Genomic DNA, 25,752 nt, shown 5'->3' with positions numbered 1-25,752 from the left:
TCTGGAAACTTTACACCACCGCCGTCGTCAGCCTGGACGAACAGCACAGGCGATCCTGCTCGTCGAGAATATCGATCTGCCACACCTGATGGCGGCTTCCGGCGTGAAGCGCGCGGCAAATGCCGCGCACGCGCCCGCTGCGCACCGAGCGAATGTGGTTGGCGTTAACCTCCAGGCCCACTACCTTGTGCTCTCCTTCGGTGCATAAATAGCCCGCCACCGAACCCAGCGTTTCAGCCAGCACGACGGAGGCCCCGCCGTGCAGTAAACCAAACGGCTGATGGGTACGGCCATCGACGGGCATTGTCGCTTCCAGCTCGTTCTCGCCAATGCGGGTAAACTGAATATCCAGCAAACCTACCATGTTCCCTTCGCCCATGGCATTTAGCGCCTGAAGCGTCACTGCACGTTTCCAGATCATCCGATAATCTCCAGTAAAGCCTGTAATGGGTGGCGTACGCCGTTACCTTCCACGCGCTTCACCTGGCTGCGGCAGGAGTAGCCGGTTGCCAGACAGCGGCTGCGCGGCAGGCGCTGCATCGCCTGGTGCCACGACAGCTCGTATATGCCAAGCGAGCTGGCGTGGTTTTTGACCTCATGCCCGTAGGTTCCCGCCATACCGCAGCAGCCCACGCTGACGCTCTCAAGCTTCGCGCCGAAGCGAGCGAAAATCGCCGCCCACTGCGCAGGCGCGCCCGGCAGCGCCGTCACCTCGGTACAATGGCCAAACAGATACCACGGCTCGCCGCTGACGTCCCGGGAGGCCGTGCCCTGCAGCGCAGCAGGCAGCCACTCGTGCACCAGCATGACGTGGAAATCGCCGCGTTTGTCGCCCAGCGTTTGCTTGTACTCATCGCGATAGCACAGCACCAGCGCCGGATCGACGCCGACCATCGGTATCCCAAGCTGCGCCACGCGATTCAGGAAGTCAGACGTTTTCTGCGCGGTTTTCGCAAAGCGGTTCAGGAACCCTTTAATGTGCTGGGCCTTACCATTGGGTGAAAACGGCAGCACCACCGGCTGATAATCCAGCTTTTCGGCCAGACGGACAAAATCGGCCACCACCTGCGCGTCGTAGTAGCTGGTGAACGGGTCCTGTACCACCAGCACCACCTTCGCCTTTTGCTCAGGGCTTAACGCCTCAAGCTGCTCCAGCGTCATGTTCGCAGAGCGATGCCCCACCAGCTGGCGCTGCAGAGACGGCACCGACAGCAGCGGAAGGTCCACCATGCCGATATGTTTTTCGGAAAGTTTGCGCACCAGCGGCTGGTTGATAAAGAAGTTAAAGGTCTTCGGCGCGCGCGCCATCAGCGGGGCGTAGCTTTCCACCGTCGCCACCAGATGGTCGCGCATCGGGCGCAGATAGCGCGTGTGGTAGAGCTGCAGGAAGCGCGAGCGGAATTCCGGCACGTCGATTTTGATCGGACACTGGGTTGAACAGGCTTTGCAGGCCAGGCAGCCGGACATCGCCTCCTTCACTTCGTGCGAGAAATCGTATTCGCCTTTGTTCGCGTGCCAGCTGTTGCGGGTGCGTTCGATAAGCGAGCGCAGGCTGGCGCGTTTTTCCGGCAGTTCCTGCTCGAGCTTCAGCGGATCGACTCCGCGATCGGCGAGCAGGCGCAGCCATTCGCGCACCAGCGTGGCGCGCCCTTTTGGCGAGTGAATGCGGTTGCTGGTGATTTTCATCGACGGGCACATCGGGCTTTTCACGTCGAAGTTGAAGCACAGGCCGTTGCCGTTACACTCCATCGCGCCGCGCCAGGAGGAGCGTACCGCGATCGGGATTTGCCTGTCGTAGGTCCCGCGCTTGACGGCGTCGACCTGCAGCATCGGCGCATCGACGCCCTCAGGCGGGCAAATTTTACCCGGGTTGAGCCGGTTGTCCGGGTCGAAGGCCGCTTTAATCTTGCGCAACTCGCCGAAAAGCTGCTCGCCGAAGAACGCCGGGCTGTACTCCGCGCGGAACCCTTTCCCGTGCTCCCCCCACAGCAGGCCGCCATATTTCGCCGTCAGGGCCACCACGTCGTCGGAGATCGCCTTCATCAGGATCTCCTGCTGCGGGTCGCACATGTCCAGCGCGGGGCGCACGTGCAGCACCCCGGCATCGACGTGCCCGAACATGCCGTAGCTCAGGCCGTGGCCGTCCAGCAGCGCGCGAAACTCAACGATGTAGTCGGCAAGGTGTTCCGGCGGCACGCAGGTATCCTCGGCAAACGGAATCGGCTTCGCCGCCCCCTTCGCGTTGCCGAGCAGTCCTACCGCTTTTTTACGCATCGCGTAGATACGCTCAATGCCGGATAGATCGTTACACAGCTGCCAGCCAATGACGCCGCCCTCGCCCTGCGCGATGAGTTCGTCCAGGCGCTGGCAGAGCGCGTTCACCTGGCTTTCGATCAGCGCCTCATCATCCCCGGCAAATTCCACGATGTTGAGGCCAAGCATCTCTTTATCCGGCACGTCGGTAATCAGCTCGCTCACGGAGTGCCAGACAATATCTTCCCGCGCCAGATTGAGCACCTTAGAGTCGACGGTTTCCACCGAAAGCGCCCGCGCCTCCACCATAAACGGGGCATTGCGCAGCGCGGAATCGAAGGAGTTGTACTTTACGTTCACCAGACGGCGCACTTTCGGCAGCCGGATGATATCCAGACGGGCTTCGGTGATAAACGCCAGCGTCCCTTCAGAGCCGGTCAGCACGCGGGTTAAATCAAACCGGGTAAGATCGTCGTTAAAGACGTGGCGCAGATCGTAGCCGGTCAGGAAGCGGTTTAGCTTAGGGAATTTGTCCAGGATCAGCTGGCGGTTGTCGCGACAGCGTTCCAGCACCGTGCGGTAAATTCTCCCGCTTGTCGTGCTCTCTTTGCCCAGCGTTTCGGCCAGCTCGACCGGCATCGGCTGGGTATCCAGAATATCGCCCCCCAGCAGTACGGCACGCACGCCCATGACGTGATCGGAGGTTTTGCCGTAGACCAGCGACCCCTGCCCGGAGGCATCGGTGTTGATCATTCCACCAATCGTGGCGCGGTTGCTGGTGGACAGCTCCGGGGCAAAGAAATAGCCGTAAGGCTTTAGGTATTGGTTAAGCTGATCCTTAATCACGCCCGCTTCAACCCGCACCCACCCCTCTTCAGGGTTAATCTCAATGATGCGGTTCATGTAGCGAGACATATCGATGATGATGCCCTGGTTCAGCGCCTGCCCGTTGGTTCCGGTGCCGCCGCCGCGCGGGGTAAAGATCAGCGAAGCAAAGCGCTCCTGCGAGGCCAGACGGGCAATCAGCGCCACGTCCGCCGTTGAGCGAGGGAAAACGACGGCATCGGGAAGAAGCTGGTAGATACTGTTATCGGTCGCCATCGTCAGCCTGTCGGCATAGTTCGTGGCGGTATCACCTGTAAAACCCTGTTGCTCCAGTGCTTGCAAAAAATTAAGCACCAGCTGGACGACGCCGGGTGCCTGAGAAATCTGTGGGATCATTACTGTCGACCCTAATTAGAGTAATGTGAAATCGTTTGCGTTGTGTCTGGAAAGTTTTATCACATTTTTTTCTTATGTGCTTCGTAGAATTACGGGCAAAATCCGCCTGTCAAAAATCGCTGAAATCACCAATGATTAGAGGAAAGCGGTTTACGTTATCGTCGGCCATGCTGGCGTTCATTTAAGGAAAGTTTCATTTATGGTCAATCTTCGTCAGCCCAGGGATGTTGCGCAAATTTTGCTGTCGGTGCTGTTTTTAGCACTGATGATTATTGCGTGTCTGTGGATTGTTCAACCTTTCGTGCTCGGTTTTGCGTGGGCCGCTACCGTGGTCGTTGCAACCTGGCCTCTGTTATTACGGCTGCAGAAATTGCTGTTTGGCCGTCGCGGCCTGGCCGTGCTGGTCATGACGCTGCTGCTGTTCCTGCTGTTTATCATTCCGATTGCCCTGCTGGTGAACAGCCTTGTCGACTCCAGCGGCCCGGTGATCCGCGCCGTGACCAGCGGTGAAATGACGCTGCCGGATCTCGCCTGGCTGAACAGCATTCCGCTGGTTGGTGAAAAACTCTACAGCGGCTGGCATAGCCTGCTGGAGATGGGCGGCAGCGCATTGATGGCGAAAGTGCGTCCATATATCGGCACCACCACCACCTGGTTTGTCGGGCAGGCGGCGCATATTGGCCGCTTTATGATGCACTGCGCGCTGATGCTGGTCTTTAGCGCCCTGCTGTACTGGCGCGGTGAGCAGGTCGCTTTAGGGGTTCGTCATTTTGCCACCCGTCTGGCGGGCAAGCGCGGCGACGCGGCGGTACTGCTGGCTGCGCAAGCGGTGCGCGCGGTTGCGCTTGGCGTGGTGGTTACAGCCCTGGTGCAGGCGGTACTGGGCGGTATTGGTCTGGCGATTTCCGGCGTGCCTTATGCGACCGTCTTTACCGTGGTGATGCTGATGACCTGTCTTGCCCAGCTGGGGCCGCTGCTGGTGCTGGTTCCCTGCATCATCTGGCTTTACTGGACGGGGAATACCACCTGGGGCACCGTGCTGCTGGTGTGGAGCTGCGTGGTCGGCACGATGGATAACGTGATTCGCCCTATCCTCATCCGCATGGGCGCCGATCTGCCGCTGATTCTGATTTTATCCGGCGTTATCGGCGGGCTGATTGCCTTTGGGATGATCGGCCTGTTTATTGGCCCGGTGCTGCTCGCGGTGACATGGCGTCTCTTCTCGGCCTGGGTGCATGAAGTGCCGCCGCCGGGAACCGATCCGGACGTAATTCTGAGCGAGCTTGAAGAGCTGGAAGACAAGAACAAGCAGTAATGTTTGTGCCGGGTGGCGCTGCGCTTACCCGGCCTACATTATTTCGCACAATACTTAAATGTTGCTAACGTATTTATTCATTACTCACTGGTCAGACCCGCCATTTCAGCAGTAAGTCCGCTGCTAACCTCAATCAATCTTTACGTCTCTTTAACTATTGAGACGAATCTGATCGACGCTAAAAGCCGACATGCCTACTATTAGGACACGGTTATAAATCAACACCTTGATTTATAAGCATGGAAATCCCCTGAGTGAAACAACGAATTGCTGTGTGTAGTCTTTGCCCATCTCCCACGATGGGCTTTTTTTTTATCCTTTTATCCGCGCGTCACGTCACAGCGACTCACCATCTTCCACTCACCCGGTAATACCCGCGTTTCCCCGGCCACCTTCACCGTCAGCACGTCGCGTATATCCGCCGACGATGCGCCAACCTGCAGCTCAAATTCGCCCGGCTCCACAATGCGTTTCCCGTCGCGACGGGTAAAGTTGAGCATATCCACCGGTAGCGTAAAGGTGAGCGTTGCGGTTTCACCCGGCGAGAGTGTGACGCGCTGGAAGGCCTTCAGCTCCTGAAGCGACCGCACCTGCGTGGCGACCTTATCCCTGACGTAAACCTGCACCACCTCGCTGCCGCTGCGTTCACCGGTATTAGTGATGTCCACACTCAGCGTCACCTCGCCGTCGATCGGCACGCTGGATGCCACCGCTTTCGCCGCCCCCCAGCTAAACGTCGTCCAGCCAAGGCCAAAACCGAACGGATAGCGCGCGCCGAAATGGAACGCGAACGGCGTGCCGCCGCTTTTGAGCTTGTGGTTATAGTAGAACGGCATTGCGCCCGCGCTCTTGGGCACGCTGACCACCAGCCTGCCCTGCGGCTCAGCGCGTCCGGTGAGCACATCGGCAATCGCCCAGCCTCCTTCCTGCCCCGGCGCCCAGGCCATCATCAGCGCGGCGACTTTATCTTCCAGACCCTGAAGGTTATAAGGGCGCCCGCCCGTCATCACCACGATTACCGGCTTGCCGGTTGCCACCAGCGCCTCCAGCAGCTGCTGCTGCACGCCCGGCAGGTTCAGGGAATCGGTATCGGACCCCTCCCCTACGGTACCGCTCTGGAACAGCCCGGCAAGATCGCCCACGCAGGCGACGACCACGTCACTCGCCTGCGCCGCGTTTACGGCCTCGGGTATGAGCGCGGTGCTTTGTGAAACCGGCGACTGCTGCATGGGCTTACCGCCGCTGTCGCCCGGGAAGACCGGCGCACCCGCCATCCGCTTTTCGATAATGTGGCAGCCTTTGGCGTAACGCACCTGCGATGCGCCAAGATACTGCTCCAGCGCCGCGCGCGGGGTCGTCACCTGCGAGGTCTCCTCCACCATATCGCTGATGATCAGGTGCACCGGGAAGCTGTAGCCGCTCAGCAAGGCAAGCGGATCGTCAGCCGTCGGGCCGACCACCGCCACGCGCGGTTTGCCGCCCAGGGGTAAAATGCCGTTGTTTTCCAGCAGGGTGAGGGATTTCGTCGCCACCTCCCGCGCGACCTGACGGGTCATGGCGTTTTGCAGATCGATACCGTTTTCATCCGCGTACGGCTTCTCAAACAGCCCCAGACGGAATTTTTCGGTCAGCGTGCGCGCCACGATCTCATCCACTTTCGCCATCGACATCAGCTCGCGATCTACCGCTTCCGCCAGATGGCGCGCGCAGTCATCTTTCGGCAGCTCAACGTCCAGCCCGGCGTTGAAGGCCAGCGCGGCAGATTCCGCCGCATCGTGAGATATGCCATGGTGCTGATGCAGCAGGCTGACGCCGCCGTAGTCCGCCACGACGATCCCGTCGAAGCCCCACTGCTCGCGCAGGACGGTGGTCAGCAGGAAGCTGTCGCTGTGCCCCGGCTGATTATCAATATCGTGGTAGGCGGGCATGACCGAACCGGCGTTCGCCAGCTTCACCGCCATCTCGAACGGCAGCAGGAAGGTGTCGTTCAATTCGCTAAACCCGAGGTGCACCGGCGCGTGGTTGCGCGCCCCTTCGCTGAACGAGTGCCCCACGTAATGCTTGAGGGTCGCTAGGAGGTCGCGTTTCTCGCCCTGTAAGCCTTTCACGTAGGCGGTCGCCATCACGCCCACCAGCCAGGGATCTTCCCCGAAGGTCTCTTCGGTACGCCCCCAGCGCACGTCGCGGGAAACGTCCAGCACCGGCGCCAGCCCCTGCTGGCAGCCCACGGTTCGCGCCTCTATGCCGATTTGCTCTGCCGCGCGCTGCACCAGTTCCGGGTCCCAGGTCGAGCCGTAGTTGAGCGATGACGGGAACAGCGTGGCGTCTTTGCACAGCAGCCCCACCAGGCACTCCTCATGGAACAGCGCCGGAATGCCGAGCCGCGTCTCTTCCATCATCATGCGCTGCAGCCGGTTGGCCGCACGCACGCCGGTTCTGGCATCGACAATATGGGTGCCCAGCGGACGGGTGATTTGCCCGACGCCCAGCTTCAGCCGCTCGCTGAGCGCCGCCTGCTCGCTCACGCCCGCAAATTCATCGCTCAAATCGCTGCGCTCGCGATGGTTGCCGTTTTCATCGAGGATCAGCCAGTAGGCGTGCATTTGGGCAAACTTCTCTTCCGGGGTCATACGCGCCAGCAGATCGGCGACGCGCTCGTGTACCGGACGTCCCGCGTCCTTATAGATAGCCGTCATGTTTTACTCCTGTATTGCGGAAGGGGTTGCCGGGCTGAGCTGCCCCGCGTCGGGGCGCACGTCGCGCTTGCCCGCGAGTTCCCGGGCGATGGCATCCACCAGCCGACTGTTGAGTTTGTAGATGGAAAGCAGCGCCACCATGCAGAGGAAAAGCGCACAGGGGATAAGCGTAAAGAGCGCGTTGATGGTCGAGAGCACGTGCGGTGCCTGCGCTGCCTGCCCGGGGACGTAATCCACCGTTCCCAGCACCCAGCCGACAACGGCCCCGCCCAGCGCCAGGCCAAACTTGATGGCAAACAGGGCGGTCGAGAAGACCAGACCGTCCAGACGGCGGCCGCTGCGATGCTCTTCATAATCGACCACATCGGAGAACATGGTCCACTGGAGCGGCGTAGTGAGGTTTTGAATAAAGCTAAAAACGATGTTGAGGCCGAATATCAGCCACACCTGCGAAGGAGGAATGAAAAATATCAGCGCGCCGAAAATAACAAAGGAAATAATCGTCCACTGATAGGCGCGCACGCGGTCAAATTTGCCGAGCAGGCGTTCCGATAATAATGCCCCGCTCAGGGATGCCACCATGCCTGAAACAATAAAGGCAAAAACCAGCTCCGGGCGCAGCAGCACATAGTTGACGTAATACATGGTTGCAGAGCCACGCGTCACCACGGCGGTTAACAGCAATATATTAAACAGGAACACAATTCGCCACTGGCTGTTTCCGGCCAGCAGTTTTAAATCGGTGAGCATGGAGCCGGAGGTGTCATTACGCGGAGAATAACGCTCGCGGGTCATAAAGAAGCAGCAGAAGAATAAAACAATGCCCAGCAGCCCCATCAGGTTCATGGCATAGAAGTAGCCTTTCTGCACGTTTCCCTGCCCCAGATGCGACACCAGCGGCAGGGCAATCACCGTCACGATCAATCCGCCGATGAACGACAGGCCAAAGCGCCAGGACTGCAGCGAGTGGCGCTCGCGCGGGTCCAGCGTCAGCGCGCCGGGCATGGCGCAGTAAGGCACGTTAATTGCGGAGTAAATCAGGCTTAAGATGGCGTAGGTCACGCAAGCATAGACGATTTTCGCCATCGGCCCGACGTCCGGTACGTAGAAGGTAATCAGGCAGCTTACGCCAAACGGAATGGCGAACCACAGCAGCCAGGGGCGAAAACGGCCGTGACGCGTCTGGGTGCGATCCACCAGCGCGCCGATACAGGGATCAACAAAGGCATCCACCACGCGCACCACTAAAAACATGGTGCCCATGATCGCCGCCGGCAAACCGAAAACGTCCGTATAAAAATAAGCAAGAAATAACGTTGCCGTTTGCCAAACCAGCGCGCTGGCCATATCGCCTAAGCCATAGCCTATTTTATCTTTGGTACGCAAAACAGAGGAGAGTGTCATTTGTTATTTGCCTTTTTATCAGGTTAAAACGTATTTCAACCAGTCGCACATCATGTAGGGTAATGCGCGGTAAGGCTCAAGTATTAGCAACGGTTTGCGCGCTAACAATTGTCTAAATTAACAGACAAATTATGATATTTGGTTTTTTGCTTTATTTGTGATGGGGAGCATATTCGCAGGGAAATAAAAAAGGCGAGGAATAATTCCTCGCCTTTTTACTGAGTATTCGCGGTTACTTATTCAGTTCCGCCAGGCTCAGCCAGGTTTGCACCACGGTGTCCGGGTTCAGGGAGAGGCTGTCAATTCCCTCCTCCATCAGCCAGGCCGCAAAGTCCTCATGGTCGGATGGACCCTGACCGCAGATCCCGACGTATTTGCCCTGCTTTTTCGCCGCGCGGATGGACATGGAGAGCAGCGCTTTTACCGCCTCGTTGCGCTCATCGAACAGCTCAGAGACCACGCCGGAGTCGCGGTCCAGGCCCAGCGCCAGCTGCGTCATGTCGTTCGAGCCGATAGAGAAACCGTCGAAGTGTTCCAGGAACTGGTCGGCAAGCAGTGCGTTGGATGGGATCTCACACATCATGATGATCTTCAGCCCGTTCTCGCCGCGCTTAAGCCCCTGACGCGCCAGCTCGTCTACCACCGCTTTTGCCTGGTCCACGGTACGGACAAACGGGATCATGATCTCCACGTTGGTCAGCCCCATGTCGTTGCGCACGCGTTTCACCGCGTCGCACTCCAGCGCGAAGCAGTCGCGGAAGCTCTCAGACACGTAGCGTCCCGCCCCGCGGAAGCCCAGCATCGGGTTCTCTTCTTCCGGCTCGTAGCGCTCGCCGCCCACCAGGTTGGCGTATTCGTTGGACTTAAAGTCCGACAGACGCACAATGACGCGTTTCGGGTAGAAAGCTGCGCCGAGGGTGGCGATCCCTTCGGTCAGGCGGCCCACGTAGAACTCTCTCGGCGAGTCGTAGCCCTTCATCATCTCGCGGATTTCGTTTTGCAGCTTCGCGTCCTGGTCGTCGAACTCCAGCAGCGCGCGCGGGTGAACGCCAATCATGCGGTTGATGATGAATTCCAGACGCGCCAGGCCAACGCCCTCGTTCGGCAGGCAGGCGAAGTCAAACGCGCGGTCCGGGTTGCCGACGTTCATCATGATCTTCAGCGGCAGGTCCGGCATGGTGTCCACGCTGGAGCTTTTCACGCTGAAGTCGAGGATATCGGCATACACGTAGCCGGTATCGCCTTCCGCACAGGAGACGGTCACGTTCTGTCCGTCCTTCATGCGCTCGGTGGCGTCGCCGCAGCCGACTACCGCCGGGATACCCAGCTCGCGGGCGATGATCGCCGCGTGACAGGTACGGCCGCCGCGGTTGGTGACGATAGCGGCGGCTTTCTTCATGATCGGCTCCCAGTCCGGGTCGGTCATGTCGGTCACCAGCACGTCGCCGGACTCGATGCGGTTCATCTCGCTGATGTCGTGGATCACTTTCACCGGCCCGGCACCGATGCGGTGGCCGATGGCGCGGCCTTCCGCCACGATTTTGCCCTGCGCGTGCAGCGTATAGCGCTCCATTACCTGACCGCGAGAGCGGACGGTTTCCGGGCGCGCCTGCACGATAAACAGCTTGCCGGTGTTCCCGTCTTTCGCCCATTCGATATCCATCGGACGGCCATAGTGTTTTTCAATCTGCACCGCCTGCTTCGCCAGCTCTTCCACCTCGGCGTCGGTCAGGGAGAAGCGGTCGCGCTGCTCCTGCGGCACATCTTCAATCTTAACCTGCTTGCCATGCTCCTGAGTCGGGGCATAGATCATGCGGATTTTTTTCGAGCCCATGGTGCGGCGCACCACCGACGGACGGCCAGCGGCCAGCGTCGGCTTGTGGACGTAGAATTCGTCAGGGTTTACCGCACCCTGCACCACCATCTCACCCAGGCCCCACGCGGAGGTGATAAACACCACCTGGTCAAAGCCGGATTCGGTATCAATGGAGAACATCACGCCGGATGAGCCCACGTCCGAGCGCACCATGCGCTGCACGCCCGCCGACAGCGCCACGCCGCGATGGTCGTAGCCCTGGTGCACGCGATAGGAGATGGCGCGGTCGTTAAACAGGGAAGCAAACACGTGCTTCACCGCCACCAGCACGGCATCGTAGCCCTGAACGTTCAGGAAGGTTTCCTGCTGCCCGGCAAACGAGGCGTCCGGCATGTCTTCTGCGGTCGCAGAGGAACGCACGGCAAAGGAGGCCTGCGCGTCGTCAGCGGAGAGCTGGTTGTACGCGTCGTGAATGGCTTTTTCCAGTTCCGGCTGGAAAGGTGTGTCGATAATCCACTGGCGGATTTGCGACCCGGCTTTGGCAAGCTCGGTAACGTCATCAATATCCGTTTTATCCAGCAGGTCGTAAATGCGCTGGTTCACGCCGCTCTGGTCTAAAAACAGGTTAAAGGCATCGGCGGTGGTGGCAAACCCGTTCGGTACGGAGACACCCATACCGGACAGATTTGTAATCATTTCACCCAGGGAGGCATTTTTGCCCCCAACTCTGTCTACATCATTCATGCCGAGTTGGTTATACCAAAGCACCAGCGGTGACGAGCCATTGTTGGACATCGAAACAATCCTTTTGTGATATTTGATCGGAGTAAGAAACACCTGACTACGTATTTATACTGGCATATTTACTTCCGCTAAAAAAACGGTGAATCGTGTAAGCAATTTAAATTTTCAACTTTTCGGACACTTTCCCTACAATCGCTAACCCGATGATTCCTATAGATTCCATCAAAAACCACAGAAATAAAGCCGCTATTTGAAAAATGAAATCCACTTTTCAGTAAAATTAAAAACAGCATTTCATTTTAAATTAGGACAAGTTCTTTGCTGTGGTTTTTACTTTTTTAATTTATGCTTTCAGACAATTAGGTATGATATTCAGGATGGTTAAAATGGATAATGCTGTCGATCGCCACGTTTTTTATATTTCTGATGGGACGGCGATTACCGCCGAGGTGCTGGGCCACGCGGTGATGTCGCAATTCCCCGTGTCGATTAACAGCATCACGCTTCCGTTTGTCGAAAACGAGAGCCGTGCCAAAGCGGTGAAGGACCAGATTGACGCCATTTACCAGCAGACCGGCATTCGCCCACTCGTGTTCTACTCCATCGTTATTCCCGAAATTCGCAACATTATTCTGCAAAGTGAAGGCTTCTGTCAGGACATCGTGCAGGCGCTGGTGGCCCCGCTGCAGAGCGAACTGAAGCTGGACCCGACCCCAATCGCCCACCGTACCCACGGGCTGAATCCCGGTAACCTGATCAAATACGATGCGCGGATCGCCGCCATTGATTACACCCTCGCCCACGATGACGGTATCTCGATGCGCAACCTTGACCAGGCGCAGGTCATTTTGCTCGGCGTGTCGCGCTGCGGTAAAACCCCGACCAGCCTCTACCTGGCGATGCAGTTTGGCATCCGGGCGGCAAACTACCCCTTCATTGCCGACGATATGGATAACCTGGTTCTGCCCGCTGCCCTTAAGCCGCTGCAGCATAAGCTTTTCGGTCTGACTATCAACCCTGAACGCCTGGCCGCGATCCGCGAAGAACGCCGCGAGAACAGCCGCTACGCCTCCATGCGCCAGTGCCGCATGGAAGTTTCAGAAGTCGAGGCCCTGTACCGTAAAAACCAGATCCCCTGGCTGAACAGCACTAACTATTCGGTAGAAGAAATCGCCACCAAAATCCTCGACATCATGGGACTGAATCGTCGCATGTACTAATATGCTAGTACATTAATTCAGTTTCGGTTATCATCAGCAGCATCATCGGGGCAACGTTGCCCCGAACTTGAAATCAGCAGGGATTGGTTTAAGGTGATGCCCATCACTTCCCGGTAGTCTGCCGATGAAGCAAAAAATTTCTGAGACATTCCATGAATAAAACCGACGAACTCCGCACAGCCCGCATTGACAGCCTGGTGACCCCGGCTGAACTGGCGCAGCGGCATCCCGTTTCCGCAGGCGTTGCGGAACACGTGACGGCCTCCCGCCGTCGTATTGAAAAAATCCTTAACGGTGAAGACAAGCGTCTTCTGGTGGTGATTGGCCCGTGCTCTATCCACGATCTGGATGCGGCGATGGACTATGCAAAACGCCTCCAGGGGATGCGTGAAAAGTATCAGGATCGCCTTGAGATCGTAATGCGTACCTATTTTGAGAAGCCGCGCACCGTGGTGGGCTGGAAGGGGCTGATTTCCGATCCTGACCTCAACGGCAGCTATCGCGTGAACCACGGTATCGAGCTGGCGCGCAAGCTGCTGCTGCAGGTGAACGAGCTGGGCGTGCCGACCGCGACCGAGTTTCTCGATATGGTGACCGGACAGTTTATCGCCGACCTGATCGGCTGGGGCGCGATTGGCGCACGTACCACGGAAAGCCAGATCCACCGCGAGATGGCCTCCGCCCTCTCCTGCCCGGTTGGATTCAAAAACGGCACCGACGGCAACACCCGCATCGCGGTTGACGCGATCCGCGCGTCCCGCGCCAGCCATATGTTCCTCTCCCCGGATAAAACCGGCCAGATGACCATCTACCAGACCAGCGGCAACCCATACGGACATATCATTATGCGCGGCGGCAAAAAGCCGAACTATCATGCGGATGATATTGCCGCAGCCTGCGAAACGCTGGCCGAGTTCGACCTGCCGGAACATCTGGTGGTGGATTTCAGCCACGGCAACTGCCAGAAACAGCATCGCCGCCAGCTGGACGTGTGCGATGAAATCTGCCAGCAGATCCGCAGCGGATCGACCGCCGTCGCGGGGATTATGGCGGAAAGCTTTATCAAGGAAGGCACGCAGAAAATCGTTGCCGGCCAGCCGTTGGTGTACGGCCAGTCGATCACCGATCCGTGCCTGAGCTGGGAAGACAGCGAGCTGCTGCTGGAGAAGCTGGCCGCTGCGGTTGATACGCGATTCTGATGTTATTGTCGGGTGGCGCTGCGCTTACCCGACCTACGATTGATGCCCTTCTCCCCTCTCCCTCTCCCTGTGGGAGAGGGTCGGGGTGAGGGCATCAGACCGCACCTCACCCACAAATTTGATCCCGTCACCCTTTTTTCACAAAAGTGCTTGCCGTCAATTTGCAGTTTATTGATAATGATTATCATTGTTACATTGATTGTTATTTATAAACATTATGTCACCGACGGATAACAGCGCGGCAACGCCAGCAAAAACACACACAGCGCCTTCCCCTGCTCACACCGATCGTCGCATCGACAGCAAGAGCCTGCTGGGCGACGAGGGGCGGGTCATTATCGAGCATGACGGCCAGCACTATCTGCTGCGCCAGACAAATGCCGGAAAACTGATCCTCACAAAATAAACCTAAACATTCGCCAGCCACCCAGGTGTTCCCCAGGCAGCCAGCGCTTTCGATTCTTAATGGAGAGTTGCTATGCCACACCCGCATTCCGCGTCTTTACGCCCGTCACTTCTGGCGCTGGCGATTGTCAGTACGCTACCTGGAGTCGCGTTTGCTTCCGCAGATGATATTACCGTGACCGCCACGGGCAACGCCCGCAGCGCCTTTGAAGCCCCGATGATGGTGAGCGTTATCGATGCCACCGCCCCGGAAAACCAGACCGCCAGCTCGGCCGCCGACCTGCTGCGTAAAGTGCCGGGCCTGACGCTGGATGGAACAGGCCGCACCAACGGCCAGGACGTTAACCTGCGCGGTTACGACCGCCGCGGCGTGCTGGTACTGGTCGACGGCGTACGTCAGGGAACCGACACCGGGCACCTCAACAGCACCTTCCTCGACCCGGCGCTGATCAAACGTATCGAAGTGGTGCGCGGGCCGTCCGCCCTGCTCTACGGCAGCGGCGCGCTCGGCGGCGTGATCGCTTACGACACCGCCGATGCAAAAGACCTGCTGGAGCCGGGCAAAAACAGCGGCTACCGGGTATTTGGTACCGGCGCAACGGGCGATCGCAGCATCGGTATGGGCGCCAGCGCCTTTGGCCGTACCGATACCCTGGACGGCGTTGTCTCCTGGTCCAGCCGGGATCGCGGGGATATCCGCCAGAGCGACGGAGCCAGCGCGCCTAACGACGAATCCATCAACAATATGCTGGCAAAGGGCAGCTGGAAGCTCGATCCGGCCCAGACGCTGAGCGGCTCCCTGCGCTACTACAATAACGACGCGCAGGAACCGAAAAATCCGCAAACCACGGACGCGTCCGACAGCAGCAACCCGATGACCGACCGCTCCACCATTCAGCGCGACGCGCAGCTCGGCTATAAAATTGCGCCCGAGGGGAACGACTGGCTGAACGCCGATGCGAAAGTCTACTGGTCCGAAGCGCGCATTAACGCCCAGAACGTTGACGGCAGCGGTGAGTTCCGCAAGCAGACGACCAAAGGCGGCAAGGTAGAGAACCGCACCCGCCTGTTTAGCGACTCCTTTGCGTCACACCTTCTGACCTACGGCGGCGAATACTACCGTCAGGAACAAAGCCCGAGCGGTATGACCACCGGCTTCCCGGACGCAAAAATCGACTTCAGCTCCGGCTGGCTGCAGGATGAAATCACCCTGCGCGATCTGCCCGTCACGCTCCTCGGCGGCACGCGCTACGATAACTATCGCGGCAGCAGCGACGGCTACGATGATGTGGATGCCGATAAATGGTCCTCTCGCGCCGGATTAACCGTCAGCCCAACCGACTGGCTGATGCTGTTCGGCTCCTACGCGCAGGCCTTCCGCGCGCCGACGATGGGCGAAATGTACAACGACGCGAAACACTTCTCCATCGGCAGCTTCTACACTAACTACTGGGTACCAAACCCGAACCTGCGTCCGGAAACCAACGAAACCCAGGAGTACGGCTTTGGCCTGCGCTTTGACGATCTGATGCTCGCCAACGACGCGCTGGAATTCAAGGCCAGCTACTTTGATACCAAAGCCAAAGACTACATCTCTACCACCGTCGATTTTGCGGCGGCAACCACCATGTCCTATAACGTCCCGAACGCCAAAATCTGGGGCTGGGACGTGATGGCGAAATACTCTGCCGACCTCTTCAACCTTGACGTGGCCTATAACCGCACGCGTGGAAAAGATACGGACACCGGCGAGTATATCTCGAGCATTAACCCGGACACCGTGACCAGCAAGCTGGACATTCCGGTAGCGCAAAGCGGCTTCTCCGTGGGCTGGATCGGCACCTTTGCCGATCGTTCAACGCACATTAGCAGCAGCTACAGCAAGCAGCCGGGCTACGCGGTCAATGACTTCTACGTCAGCTATAAAGGCCAGGAGCAGCTCAAGGGGGTGACCACCACGCTGGTGCTGGGCAACGCCTTCGATAAAGAGTACTGGTCACCGCAGGGCATTCCGCAGGATGGCCGTAACGGTAAGATTTTTGTGAGTTATCAATGGTAATTCCCGACGGGGCAACTATTCAAAAGGATCGGACAATGAATCACTACACACGCTGGCTTGAGCTAAAAGAAGAAAACCCGGGTAAGTACGCGCGTGACATTGCAGGCGTAATGAACATCAGCGAAGCGGAATTGACCTTTGCGCGCGTGGGTCACGACGCGTGGCGTCTGCACGGCGAAATTCGCGACATCCTGAGCGCGCTGGAAGCCGTGGGTGAAACCAAATGCATCTGTCGGAACGAATACGCCGTTCACGAACAGGTAGGCACCTTTGCCAATCAGCACCTCAACGGCCACGCGGGCCTGGTGCTGAACCCGCGCGGGCTGGATCTGCGCCTGTTCCTTAACCAGTGGGCGAGCGTGTTCCACATCAGCGAAACTACCGCACGCGGCGAGCGTCAGAGCATTCAGTTCTTCGACCGCCAGGGCGATGCGATCCTGAAAGTTTACACGACCGACAATACCGACGTGTCCGCCTGGGGCGATGTCCTGACGCGCTTTATCTTTGCCGATAACCCGCCGCTGGCACTGCAGGCAGCAGAAGCGCCGGCTCACGCCGAACATGCCGATGCAGATACCGTGGATAAAGAGTGGCGCGCCATGACCGACGTGCATCAGTTCTTTAGTCTGTTGAAGCGCCACAGCCTGAGCCGCCAGCAGGCGTTCCGTCTGGTGGGCGACGACCTCGCCTGCAAAGTTGAGAACGGCGCGCTGGGGCAGCTGCTGGAAACGGCGCGCCGGGACGGCAACGAAATAATGGTCTTCGTGGGCAACCGCGGCTGCGTGCAGATCTTCACCGGCGCGGTGGAAAAACTGGTGCCGATGAAAGGCTGGCTGAACGTCTTTAACCCAACCTTTACCTTGCATCTGCTTGAAGGATCCATTGCGGAAACGTGGGTCACGCGCAAGCCGACGGCTGACGGGCATGTCACCAGCCTGGAGCTGTTTGCCGCCGACGGTACGCAAATCGCCCAGTTGTACGGCCAGCGTACCGAAGGCGAACCGGAGCAGAGCCAGTGGCGCAGCCAGATTGACGCCTTAACGGCGAAAGGGCTGGCCGCATGAAACGGTGGTTTGCCCTGCTTAGCGCCCTGCCCCTGCTGGCGCTTGCTGCGCCGCAAGAGAAAATCGTTACCCTCGGCGGCGACGTCACGGAGATTGTCTACGCCCTCGGCGCGGCGTCCTCGCTGGTGGCCCGCGACAGCACCAGCCAGTGGCCGCAGGCGGCGAACGACCTGCCTGACGTGGGCTATCTGCGCCAGCTCAATGCGGAAGGGATCTTATCCATGCGCCCCACGCTGGTGCTGGCGAGCGCTCAGGCGCAGCCTTCTCTGGCGCTCAGGCAGGTTGAGCAAAGCCATGTCAGGGTGGTTACCGTACCCGGCAGTAACGACCTGAACGTGATTGACGAGAAGGTCCGGGCGATAGCCGAAGCAACGCACCGGCAGGCGCAGGGGGAACGCCTGCGCAAAACGCTGCGTGAGGAGCTGGCCGCACTGCCCGCTTCGACGCTGAACAAGCGGGTGCTGTTTATCCTTAACCACGGCGGGATGACCGCGATGGCCGCCGGACAGCAGACCGGCGCGGATGCCGCTATCCGTGCGGCAGGGCTACAGAACGCCATGCAGGGCTTTACCCGCTTTCAGCCGCTTTCGCAGGAAGGCGTGATTGCCAGCCAGCCCGACCTGGTGGTGATTTCGCAGGACGGCGTGAAGGCGCTGGGTGGCGAGGATAATCTCTGGAAGCTGCCAGGTCTGGCGCAAACCCCGGCCGGGCGGAACAGGCAGGTGCTGGAGATTGACGATATGGCGCTGCTGGGGTTTAGCGTGCGAACGCCGAAGGCCATCCAGCAGCTGCGCGCCAAAGCGGAGCTGCTGCCCTGATGACCCGGCGCGTCACCCTTTCCCTGTGGGTGCTGGCCGCCCTGCTCACCGTGATGACGTTAACAGCGACCGGTTTTGGCGCGCTGCGCCTGCCGGTCAGCCTGCTCTGGCGCCACGACGATGAGGCGCTGCGCCAGATCTGGTTGACTATTCGCCTGCCCCGCGTGCTGCTGGCGCTGGTTATCGGCGGTTCCCTGGCGCTGGCCGGTTGCGTGATGCAGGGGCTGTTTCGCAACCCGCTTGCCGACCCGGGCCTGCTCGGGATCAGCAGCGGTGCGGCGCTGGCCGTTGCCTTCTGGGTCGTCATCCCGCTCTCTCTCCCTGCCCTGGTCATGCTCTACGCGCCCATGCTTGCGGCGTTTCTCGGCGCGCTGGCGGCTACCGTGATCATTTTCCTGCTCAGCCAGCAGCGTGACGGTTCGCTGTCGCGCCTGCTGCTGGTGGGGATAGCCATTAACGCCCTGTGCGGTGCGGCGGTGGGCGTGCTCTCCTGGGTCAGTAACGACGCCCAGCTGCGTCAGCTTTCCCTCTGGGGTATGGGAAGCCTCGGACAGGCGCAGTGGTCTACGCTGCTGGCCGTCGCCTCGCTGATGGTGCCAACCGTCCTGGTTATCTGGCGTCTTGCCAGTACGCTGAATTTGCTGCAGCTGGGCGAGGAGGAGGCGCACTACCTCGGCGTGAACGTGGGGGCCGTGCAGCGTATCTTGCTGTTGTGCAGTGCTTTGCTGGTCGCCGCTGCGGTGGCCGTCAGCGGCGTTATCGGGTTCGTTGGCCTCGTGGTGCCGCACCTGATGCGCATGTGGCTGGGCGCCGATCATCGCGCCACGATCCCCGGCTCCGTTCTGGCCGGTGCCTTCCTGCTGCTGGTGGCCGATACGGTGGCGCGTACGCTGGTTGCGCCTGCGGAAATGCCCGTGGGCCTGCTGACCAGCATTCTCGGCGCGCCGTGGTTCCTGTGGCTTATCTTTCGTCGTGGAGGGCAGCATGGCTGAAGGCTATAGTGCGGAAAATATCGTTTTTCATACGGGCCAGCGCGCCATTATCCGCGACGTCTCCCTGTCGCTGTCTCAGGGTGAGCTGGTGGCGCTGATTGGTCCCAACGGTGCCGGAAAATCCACCTTACTGCGGCTGCTCACCGGCTATCTCAAGCCCGTTCGCGGACGATGCCTCCTGGGGCAGATGCCCCTTGATGCATGGGACCCGGTAACGCTCTCGCGCACGCGCGCGGTGATGCGCCAGAGCACGCAGCTTGGGTTTGACTGGCCGGTGGAGGCGGTTATCGGTATGGGACGGGCCCCCTGGACGCGCAGCCCGGAAGCGTCCGTGATTAAGGACGTGATGCACATCACCGGCTGCCTGCCGCTGGCCGGCAGATCCTTTGCGGCGCTTTCCGGCGGCGAACAGCAGCGCGTCCAGCTTGCCCGCGCGCTGGCGCAGCTCTGGTTTGAGGGTGCGCCTCGCGGGTGGCTGTTTTTGGACGAACCGACCTCCGCGCTGGATCTTTACCACCAGCAGCACCTGCTGCGGCTGTTAAAAACGCTGACCGGGCAGGGAGAACTGCACGTCTGCGCGGTGCTCCACGACCTCAACCTGGCGGCGCTGTGGGCAGATCGTATCTTGCTCTTGCACGACGGCAGGATGGTATCCCAGGGTACGCCGGAGCAGGTTCTGCAGGCCGACGCGCTGGCGCGCTGGTATGGCGCTCAGGTGCACGTCGGCAGCCATCCGGTACACGCTGCGCCGCAGGTTTTTCTTGCCCCTTAGCTTGAACAGCTCACCTCCAGCCGCTTGCCCCAGTCAGGCGGGCGGCTGACATAGTCATCGTCCCGATCGGCAAACGGCGTGCGTAATGCCGCGTGCAGCCGGTGCAGTTCGTCATACTCGCCCCGTTCAGCCTGCTCGATCGCACGCTGTGCCAGCCAGTTGCGCAATACCATTGCGGGGTTTGCCGCCTTCATTTTCGCCTGGCGAATGGCGTCATCGACCTGCTCGTGCTGCAGTCGCGTGCGATAGGCCGCAAACCACTCGTCAAAGCCCTGTCGATCGATAAACTCGTCGCGCAGCGGCGACGCGGCGCTGTGCTGCTCGGCCAGGCTCAGCATCCGGAAGGTGCGCGTGTAGTCGCTGCCTTCCCGCGCCATCAGCGAGAACAGCGCGTTAAGCAGCTCATTATCGCCCTTCTCCTGGGTCAGCAGCCCAAGTTTATTACGCATCAGCGCGCCATACTCGCGCAGCAGGACCTCCTGATAGCCGTCGAGCGCGTCGTTAAGGCCCTCTACGTCAATAAAAGGTGACAGGCTTTGCGCAAGACGCTGAAGGTTCCACAGGCCAACGGCAGGCTGGTTATCGAAGCTGTATCGCCCCTGGTAATCCGAATGGTTACAGATATAGCCCGGCTGGTAATCGTCCAGGAAGCCGTACGGGCCGTAGTCGAAGGTCAGACCCAGAATAGACATGTTGTCAGTGTTCATGACGCCGTGGGCGAATCCGACGGTCTGCCAGCGGGCAATGGTGGCGGCGGTTCTGGCGACAACGTCGCGGAACCAGAGAATGTACCTATCGCCCTCATCCTGCAGGTGCGGCCAGTGGCGGCGTATCGCATAGTCGGCAAGCTGACGCACCTTCTCCGGCTCGCGGCGATAGTAAAAGTGCTCAAAATGCCCAAAGCGCAGATGGCTTTGCGCAACACGCATCAGCATCGCACCCGTTTCCATCGTTTCGCGGGCAACCGGCGTATCGCTGGTCACAATCGACAGCGCGCGCGTAGTGGGGATCCCCAGGGCGTGCATCGCTTCAGACGCCAGGCATTCGCGGATCGTTGAACGGAGCACCGCGCGACCATCGCCCATGCGTGAATACGGCGTCAGACCAGCCCCTTTAAGATGCCAGTCACGCGTTTCGCCGTTGGGAAGCTGCTGCTCGCCGAGCAGGATACCCCGGCCATCGCCCAACTGCCCCGCCCAGACGCCAAACTGGTGTCCGCTGTAGACCTGCGCAAGAGGCTGCATGCCTGGAAGGAGGGTTTCGCCTCCCCAGACGCCCGCGCCCTCCGAAGGATGGAACAACGCGTCAGGGATCGCCAGCTCGTCCGCCAGCGGTGCGTTGTGCCAGATGAGACGGGAATTTTGTAGTGGTGTTGGCTTAAGTGCAGTGTAAAAACCAGGCAACTCGTCGTGCCAGTGAGCGGTAAAAGACAGGGTCATAGGTCCTCCTGCTTTTAGTGTAGAGGGTTTACCCGATCTTAAACACGGGCGAAGACAAGGGTTATCACTGAACCAGGGTAGTGACCTGCTCGGCCGAGACAACCGGCCAGAGCGTTCCCTGCATGGCGCCAAAGTTAAAAGGCAGCACGTGCTGCAATATGCCGTGGTCATCGATTCCGGAAACCATCACCGACTGGCAGTGCGGCGTTATTTGCCACAGGATTGCCCGCATGAAGGGTTCGAAAGAAAGTTCAGCGGCCCGCTGCTGGATAAAGCCTCTATCAAGTATGACGCGTTTAAATAAACCGTCATAAATCGCTTTCAACGATGCAGCACCCGCGCCAAAGTTGGCCAGCACCAGCGGGAAATGGATTGCCATTCTCGCCAGCTGCAAATCGTCCTTTCCGTTATTTAAACCTGGATAGTTCTCATTAACAGTAAACTCAAGGAACGGGTAGCGGTCGAGTAATGAAACAGCGTTCTCGTCTGATAATAAAAACTCAACAATGACAGGTGAAATATTGATCCACGCAATTAACTGATGCTGAATAAAGAACAGTTTGCAGGAATCAAGCAATTGCAGTTTTTCGTTAAACAGCGCCAGCTCTTCAGCCGGTGTCATTCGCGGGATAACCAGTTCAGTGGGGATCCTTACAGCCGTGCCAACGCCAGAAAAGTTCGCTATAACTTCCAAACCTTTAAGCTCACCAGCACTATTACGTGCAGGCTGAAGCATAAGTTCAGACTGGTAAGCATTATCTAGCGTTATAATCATTGCACTCGGCTCGCTTTAAAGATGAGAGAGAACATCCTGGAGCAATTGCAGGCACAATTCCACTGTATTGATTTTAATAAGATTAATTTCATTCTTTCCGTATTAATTTTCAGATTTATCCCTGAATCTAAATTAATCTTATCCTGGTTATTGAATAATAGCCAGTTTTAGATAAATCAGACACATATAGACATAACTCATTCGCCAAAAATTTAACTTTAATCATCTTTATTCCGAAAAAACGGCATGGTTTATTCGTCACCATGCCGTCGCAAGAGATTTTTCAGAGGCGAACTATATACGTCGGGCCTGCCAGAAATTTTTACGCCAGTAAACATTATCCAGCGAAGAACGCATCACCCCACGGCTGGTCGAGGCATGTATAAACTGGTTATCCGTATCATAAATGCCGACGTGGAGACCGCTTTCGCCGGAGCCCGTTTTGAAAAAGACCAGGTCACCGGGGAGTAAATCATCTTTGTCGATCTCGGTGCCAATTTCTGCCTGCCTGCGCGTCTCGCGAGGTAGCTGTAAATCAAACTTATCGCGAAACGTCATGAGGACAAAACCGGAGCAATCCACACCGCCGCGGCTCATGCCGCCATAGCGATACGGCGTTCCGCGCCAGTTGCTGAGCTGATCGTTCAGGCTCGCAATGACGGTTATCGAATCCGAAAGCCGCGCGTTAGGCGGCGGCGCACGATGGCTACTGCATCCCGCAAGAAATAGCGTTGCCGCCAGGAGAAACCAGAATCGCATTTTCAGACGAATCCTCTGCTTTTATTGTTCTTTTCGTAATTTAGCGTGCAATTGTGCTCGCAGGCAAGAAACGCTTAGTCCACCAGCGTAGAGATCAGCATCTTATGCCCCTCAATATCCAGCCTGCGGAAGGACATTTTGTAGGCGCGGGCCAGATTTTGCGGCGTGAGGACATCGTCGCGCGCGCCGCTGGCAATCAGCTTTCCGCTCGCCAGAAGCCAGACCTTGTGCGCATGACGCAGCGTATGATTCAGGTCGTGGCTGCTCATCACCACCGCAATCCCGCGATGCGCCAGCGAGCTTAACAAGGCATCAAGTGCCGCCTGCTGGGCGACATCCAGACCGCTCATCGGTTCATCCAGAAGCAGCAGGCGCCCGTGCGGATTGCCTGCCGGATGGATCTGAAGAATGACCGCCGCCAGGCGCACGCGCTGCCATTCACCGCCGGAGAGCTGGCCGGCGGGTCGCGAGAGCTTGTCTTCCAGACCCAACGCGGCGGCCACGTCCTTAAGCAGCACCGCGTCTTTTTTATCGTGAAGATGCAGCGTCAGGTAGTGCCAGACGGGCATCGCAAAAGGCGGCACCTGCTGTTGCACCAAATAACCGCGCCGGTGTGCCAGCGATACGGGTGACCAGTCGGTAAGGGCGTGATCCAACAAAACAACCTCCCCCTGCCCGGCTGTCAGGCCCGCCATGCGGGCAAGCAGCGTACTTTTCCCCGCACCATTTGGCCCTACAAGATGCACTATTTCGCCGGGGCCAATCGCACCCGTTACCGGCTCAAGACGCCCCTTCTCGGCGACGTCCGTGAGCTGCATCAGCACGGTCATTATTTCGCCAGCGCCAGCTTGATTGACTCCATAACGATTGGATCTTCAGGAGTCATATCCGGCGAAAAACGCTGGACGACCTGCCCGTCACGCCCAATCAGGAATTTTTCAAAGTTCCACAAAATATCGTCCGGATAGAGCGGAGCACGTCCTTTGCTTGCCATGCGCTCGTAGAAGCCGCTCCCTTCTGGCGCAACGGCGGTAGGCGCGGCGGCAACGAGTTTCGCATACAGCGGATGGCGATCGTCGCCATTAACGTCGATTTTGCTGAACATCGGGAACGTCACGCCGTAGGTGGTGCTGCAGAACGTTTTGATCTCTTCGTCACTGCCCGGCTCCTGGCCCAGGAACTGGTTGCACGGGAAGCCCAGCACGGTAAAACCGTCTTTTTCCCACGCCTTCTGGATGTTCTCCAGCTGCTCGTACTGCGGCGTCAGGCCACATTTCGACGCCACGTTCACGATGAGCAGCACGTTGCCCTTATAGCCTTCCAGCGTGGTCTTCTCGCCGTCAATGGTGGTCACTTCGGTATTCAGAATATCGGTCTGCATAGCATTCCCTCAGGTTGTCTTACGGGTAGTGAGTTAACGTCCAGCTTTTAAGAGTAGCCAGATAAATACCGGTGCGCCCAGCGTAGCGGTTACTACACCGATGGGCAATTCGGCCGCCGTCAGGGCCAGCCTGGCGATGATATCGGCAACCAGCAGCGTTGCCGCCCCGGCAACCGCCGAGGCAGGAAGTAAGAATCGATGGTCGGTGATGCCGCACAAACGCAGCATATGGGGAATAACCAGCCCGATAAAGCCAATTGCCCCCGCCAGCGCGACGCTCACGCCGACCATCCAGCCGATGGCGACCACCAGCAGATTGCGCCAGAAGCCTATCGGCATACCGAGCTGACGGGCGGACATTTCGCCGAGCGCGAGAACGTTTAGCGGATGTGACTGGCAGGACGCCCACAGGATAACGGGTATCAGGAGCAGCATCAGCCAACCCTGCCGCCAGTCAACGCCGCCAAAGCCGCCCATCATCCAGTACATGAGCTGGCGCAAATCGAACGACGTGGAAAAATACACCGCCCAGGTCATGAGCGCGCTACAGATGATCCCCAGCGCGACCCCGGCAAGCAACAGCCGGCTGGTCGATAGATGTCGTCCGGCGAAGCGGAGTAAAATCACGGTTATCAGCAGCGCGCCGACGATGGCGCTGAGGCTTATACCCCAGGCAGAAAGCTCGCCGCCACCCAGCATGACCGCCGCGATTAGCCCCACGCCAGCGCCGTTCGATACGCCCAGCAGCCCAGGCTCCGCCAGCGGGTTTTCGAACAGCGCCTGCATAATCGTTCCGCACAGCGCCAGTGCGGCACCGACCAGGATCACCGCCAGCGTGCGCGGCAGACGAATTTGCCAGACAAAAAGCTGGCCTTCTGGGCCAAACCAGCTTTCTGGTCCCAGCCATCTGTCCCCTGCGCACAGGCTGAGGGCCGTGGCGACAATGAGCAGCAGCACCAGCAGAAGCAGGCGGCGACTATCGGACTGACGTTGGCGATGGGCGAAATCAAGCATGGACAGGATTTTAATTAGCGGGAGATGTAATTGATTTTACGGTGGGTTTGGCGATTAGCGCAAAGAAAAAAGGCCGCGTTAGCGGCCTTTTTGGTTAGTTCGTATTACTCTGCTTTGGGCGTTGCGTTTTCGACACGGCTTTTTAACTTCTGGCCGGGTCTGAAGGTCACCACGCGGCGGGCTGTAATGGGAATATCTTCCCCCGTCTTCGGGTTACGGCCCGGACGTTGGTTTTTGTCTCGCAAATCAAAATTGCCAAAGCCGGAGAGTTTTACCTGCTCACCATTTTCCAGAGCACGACGGATCTCTTCGAAAAATAGCTCTACCAGCTCTTTGGCATCCCGCTTGCTAAGCCCAAGCTTATCAAACAGATATTCTGACATTTCAGCTTTTGTAAGCGCCATAG

General features: G+C 58.6%; 21 protein-coding genes and 1 other RNA gene. 10 read left to right on the top strand and 12 right to left on the bottom strand.

Going from position 1 to position 25,752, the window contains the following annotated elements; genetic code table 11:
• Positions 1 to 10 precede the first annotated feature (10 nt).
• Together menI and ydiJ are read right to left on the bottom strand one after the other, a co-directional pair.
• Positions 11 to 421 carry a 1,4-dihydroxy-2-naphthoyl-CoA hydrolase gene (gene menI, locus E0L20_RS13685; RefSeq protein WP_131634414.1) on the bottom strand — a complete coding sequence of 137 codons (411 nt, stop codon included), beginning with the start codon at positions 419 to 421 and terminating at the stop codon, positions 11 to 13.
• Complete coding sequence (ydiJ, locus tag E0L20_RS13680; protein WP_131634413.1) at positions 418 to 3,474, bottom strand: D-2-hydroxyglutarate dehydrogenase YdiJ; 3,057 nt, start codon at positions 3,472 to 3,474, stop codon at positions 418 to 420. The genes menI and ydiJ overlap by 4 nt, the downstream gene beginning before the upstream one ends.
• Before the next feature lie 199 nt (positions 3,475 to 3,673).
• Between ydiJ and ydiK the strand changes: the two genes are divergently transcribed.
• A complete protein-coding gene (ydiK, locus tag E0L20_RS13675; protein ID WP_131634412.1) occupies positions 3,674 to 4,789 on the top strand; it encodes an AI-2E family transporter YdiK in 1,116 nt (371 codons plus the stop codon).
• 207 nt (positions 4,790 to 4,996) lie between these two features.
• Positions 4,997 to 5,104: antisense sRNA RprA (rprA, locus tag E0L20_RS13670), an RNA gene on the top strand.
• A 5-nt stretch (positions 5,105 to 5,109) separates the two neighbouring features.
• On the opposite strand, the gene E0L20_RS13665 is transcribed toward rprA, so the two are convergent.
• The 3 genes from E0L20_RS13665 to ppsA all read right to left on the bottom strand — a co-directional run bounded on the left by E0L20_RS13665 (position 5,110) and on the right by ppsA (position 11,500).
• Positions 5,110 to 7,485, bottom strand: a complete 2,376-nt coding sequence (locus E0L20_RS13665; protein ID WP_131634411.1) for a glycoside hydrolase family 3 N-terminal domain-containing protein — start codon at positions 7,483 to 7,485, stop codon at positions 5,110 to 5,112.
• A 3-nt stretch (positions 7,486 to 7,488) separates the two neighbouring features.
• On the bottom strand, positions 7,489 to 8,889 hold the full coding sequence (locus E0L20_RS13660; RefSeq protein WP_131634410.1) for an MFS transporter: 1,401 nt from the start codon (positions 8,887 to 8,889) through the stop codon (positions 7,489 to 7,491).
• A gap of 232 nt (positions 8,890 to 9,121) precedes the next feature.
• Complete coding sequence (gene ppsA, locus E0L20_RS13655) at positions 9,122 to 11,500, bottom strand: phosphoenolpyruvate synthase (protein WP_131634409.1); 2,379 nt, start codon at positions 11,498 to 11,500, stop codon at positions 9,122 to 9,124.
• A gap of 335 nt (positions 11,501 to 11,835) precedes the next feature.
• On the opposite strand from ppsA, the gene ppsR reads away from it, so the two are divergent.
• The 8 genes from ppsR (at position 11,836) to E0L20_RS13615 (ending at position 19,978) form a co-directional block, all read left to right on the top strand.
• The gene (gene ppsR, locus E0L20_RS13650) at positions 11,836 to 12,669 is read left to right on the top strand and encodes a posphoenolpyruvate synthetase regulatory kinase/phosphorylase PpsR (RefSeq protein WP_131634408.1); all 834 of its coding nucleotides are present in this window, start codon (positions 11,836 to 11,838) and stop codon (positions 12,667 to 12,669) included.
• 152 nt (positions 12,670 to 12,821) lie between these two features.
• Positions 12,822 to 13,868, top strand: coding sequence for a 3-deoxy-7-phosphoheptulonate synthase AroH (aroH, locus tag E0L20_RS13645; RefSeq protein ID WP_131634407.1), 1,047 nt, complete (start codon positions 12,822 to 12,824; stop codon positions 13,866 to 13,868).
• Positions 13,869 to 14,085: 217 nt separating this feature from the next.
• Entirely contained in the window at positions 14,086 to 14,274 is a 189-nt protein-coding gene (gene hemP, locus E0L20_RS13640; RefSeq protein WP_131634406.1) for a hemin uptake protein HemP, read from the top strand.
• Between the two features lie 72 nt (positions 14,275 to 14,346).
• Positions 14,347 to 16,332, top strand: a complete 1,986-nt coding sequence (locus tag E0L20_RS13635) for a TonB-dependent hemoglobin/transferrin/lactoferrin family receptor (RefSeq protein WP_131634405.1) — start codon at positions 14,347 to 14,349, stop codon at positions 16,330 to 16,332.
• A 35-nt stretch (positions 16,333 to 16,367) separates the two neighbouring features.
• A complete protein-coding gene (locus E0L20_RS13630) occupies positions 16,368 to 17,396 on the top strand; it encodes a hemin-degrading factor (RefSeq protein ID WP_131634404.1) in 1,029 nt (342 codons plus the stop codon).
• Positions 17,393 to 18,214, top strand: a complete 822-nt coding sequence (locus E0L20_RS13625; protein WP_131634403.1) for a heme/hemin ABC transporter substrate-binding protein — start codon at positions 17,393 to 17,395, stop codon at positions 18,212 to 18,214. Before E0L20_RS13630 ends, E0L20_RS13625 begins: the two co-directional genes overlap by 4 nt.
• Complete coding sequence (locus E0L20_RS13620; protein WP_131634402.1) at positions 18,214 to 19,206, top strand: FecCD family ABC transporter permease; 993 nt, start codon at positions 18,214 to 18,216, stop codon at positions 19,204 to 19,206. Before E0L20_RS13625 ends, E0L20_RS13620 begins: the two co-directional genes overlap by 1 nt.
• Entirely contained in the window at positions 19,199 to 19,978 is a 780-nt protein-coding gene (locus tag E0L20_RS13615; RefSeq protein WP_131634401.1) for a heme ABC transporter ATP-binding protein, read from the top strand. Before E0L20_RS13620 ends, E0L20_RS13615 begins: the two co-directional genes overlap by 8 nt.
• Here E0L20_RS13615 and selO read toward each other — a convergent pair.
• The 7 genes from selO to ihfA form a co-directional block, all read right to left on the bottom strand.
• Positions 19,975 to 21,417 carry a protein adenylyltransferase SelO gene (gene selO, locus E0L20_RS13610; RefSeq protein ID WP_131634400.1) on the bottom strand — a complete coding sequence of 481 codons (1,443 nt, stop codon included), beginning with the start codon at positions 21,415 to 21,417 and terminating at the stop codon, positions 19,975 to 19,977. The genes E0L20_RS13615 and selO overlap by 4 nt on opposite strands.
• Before the next feature lie 64 nt (positions 21,418 to 21,481).
• On the bottom strand, positions 21,482 to 22,192 hold the full coding sequence (locus tag E0L20_RS13605) for an EAL domain-containing protein (RefSeq protein ID WP_131634399.1): 711 nt from the start codon (positions 22,190 to 22,192) through the stop codon (positions 21,482 to 21,484).
• Between the two features lie 294 nt (positions 22,193 to 22,486).
• Positions 22,487 to 22,951 (bottom strand): C40 family peptidase, encoded by a 465-nt coding sequence (locus E0L20_RS13600; RefSeq protein ID WP_131634398.1) that lies wholly within the window; start codon positions 22,949 to 22,951, stop codon positions 22,487 to 22,489.
• Positions 22,952 to 23,025: 74 nt separating this feature from the next.
• The gene (gene btuD, locus E0L20_RS13595; protein ID WP_131634397.1) at positions 23,026 to 23,781 is read right to left on the bottom strand and encodes a vitamin B12 ABC transporter ATP-binding protein BtuD; all 756 of its coding nucleotides are present in this window, start codon (positions 23,779 to 23,781) and stop codon (positions 23,026 to 23,028) included.
• Positions 23,781 to 24,332, bottom strand: a complete 552-nt coding sequence (locus E0L20_RS13590) for a glutathione peroxidase (RefSeq protein ID WP_131634396.1) — start codon at positions 24,330 to 24,332, stop codon at positions 23,781 to 23,783. Before E0L20_RS13590 ends, btuD begins: the two co-directional genes overlap by 1 nt.
• A gap of 33 nt (positions 24,333 to 24,365) precedes the next feature.
• A complete protein-coding gene (gene btuC, locus E0L20_RS13585) occupies positions 24,366 to 25,346 on the bottom strand; it encodes a vitamin B12 ABC transporter permease BtuC (RefSeq protein WP_131634395.1) in 981 nt (326 codons plus the stop codon).
• A gap of 104 nt (positions 25,347 to 25,450) precedes the next feature.
• Complete coding sequence (gene ihfA, locus E0L20_RS13580) at positions 25,451 to 25,750, bottom strand: integration host factor subunit alpha (RefSeq protein WP_003857805.1); 300 nt, start codon at positions 25,748 to 25,750, stop codon at positions 25,451 to 25,453.
• Positions 25,751 to 25,752 lie beyond the last annotated feature (2 nt).

The organism is Enterobacter wuhouensis, assembly GCF_004331265.1.
GTDB classification, from domain to species: Bacteria; Pseudomonadota; Gammaproteobacteria; order Enterobacterales; family Enterobacteriaceae; genus Enterobacter; species Enterobacter wuhouensis.
This window is presented reverse-complemented; position numbering and strand designations above follow the sequence as displayed.

Excerpts from the sequence above, each read along its gene's own strand:
- menI (WP_131634414.1), bottom strand. The coding sequence starts at position 421 with ATGATCTGGAAACGTGCAGTGACGCTTCAGGCGCTAAATGCCATGGGC.
- ydiJ (WP_131634413.1), bottom strand. The coding sequence starts at position 3,474 with ATGATCCCACAGATTTCTCAGGCACCCGGCGTCGTCCAGCTGGTGCTT.
- ydiK (WP_131634412.1), top strand. The coding sequence starts at position 3,674 with ATGGTCAATCTTCGTCAGCCCAGGGATGTTGCGCAAATTTTGCTGTCG.
- E0L20_RS13665 (WP_131634411.1), bottom strand. The coding sequence starts at position 7,485 with ATGACGGCTATCTATAAGGACGCGGGACGTCCGGTACACGAGCGCGTC.
- E0L20_RS13660 (WP_131634410.1), bottom strand. The coding sequence starts at position 8,889 with ATGACACTCTCCTCTGTTTTGCGTACCAAAGATAAAATAGGCTATGGC.
- ppsA (WP_131634409.1), bottom strand. The coding sequence starts at position 11,500 with ATGTCCAACAATGGCTCGTCACCGCTGGTGCTTTGGTATAACCAACTC.
- ppsR (WP_131634408.1), top strand. The coding sequence starts at position 11,836 with ATGGATAATGCTGTCGATCGCCACGTTTTTTATATTTCTGATGGGACG.
- aroH (WP_131634407.1), top strand. The coding sequence starts at position 12,822 with ATGAATAAAACCGACGAACTCCGCACAGCCCGCATTGACAGCCTGGTG.
- hemP (WP_131634406.1), top strand. The coding sequence starts at position 14,086 with ATGTCACCGACGGATAACAGCGCGGCAACGCCAGCAAAAACACACACA.
- E0L20_RS13635 (WP_131634405.1), top strand. The coding sequence starts at position 14,347 with ATGCCACACCCGCATTCCGCGTCTTTACGCCCGTCACTTCTGGCGCTG.
- E0L20_RS13630 (WP_131634404.1), top strand. The coding sequence starts at position 16,368 with ATGAATCACTACACACGCTGGCTTGAGCTAAAAGAAGAAAACCCGGGT.
- E0L20_RS13625 (WP_131634403.1), top strand. The coding sequence starts at position 17,393 with ATGAAACGGTGGTTTGCCCTGCTTAGCGCCCTGCCCCTGCTGGCGCTT.
- E0L20_RS13620 (WP_131634402.1), top strand. The coding sequence starts at position 18,214 with ATGACCCGGCGCGTCACCCTTTCCCTGTGGGTGCTGGCCGCCCTGCTC.
- E0L20_RS13615 (WP_131634401.1), top strand. The coding sequence starts at position 19,199 with ATGGCTGAAGGCTATAGTGCGGAAAATATCGTTTTTCATACGGGCCAG.
- selO (WP_131634400.1), bottom strand. The coding sequence starts at position 21,417 with ATGACCCTGTCTTTTACCGCTCACTGGCACGACGAGTTGCCTGGTTTT.
- E0L20_RS13605 (WP_131634399.1), bottom strand. The coding sequence starts at position 22,192 with ATGATTATAACGCTAGATAATGCTTACCAGTCTGAACTTATGCTTCAG.
- E0L20_RS13600 (WP_131634398.1), bottom strand. The coding sequence starts at position 22,951 with ATGCGATTCTGGTTTCTCCTGGCGGCAACGCTATTTCTTGCGGGATGC.
- btuD (WP_131634397.1), bottom strand. The coding sequence starts at position 23,781 with ATGACCGTGCTGATGCAGCTCACGGACGTCGCCGAGAAGGGGCGTCTT.
- E0L20_RS13590 (WP_131634396.1), bottom strand. The coding sequence starts at position 24,332 with ATGCAGACCGATATTCTGAATACCGAAGTGACCACCATTGACGGCGAG.
- btuC (WP_131634395.1), bottom strand. The coding sequence starts at position 25,346 with ATGCTTGATTTCGCCCATCGCCAACGTCAGTCCGATAGTCGCCGCCTG.
- ihfA (WP_003857805.1), bottom strand. The coding sequence starts at position 25,750 with ATGGCGCTTACAAAAGCTGAAATGTCAGAATATCTGTTTGATAAGCTT.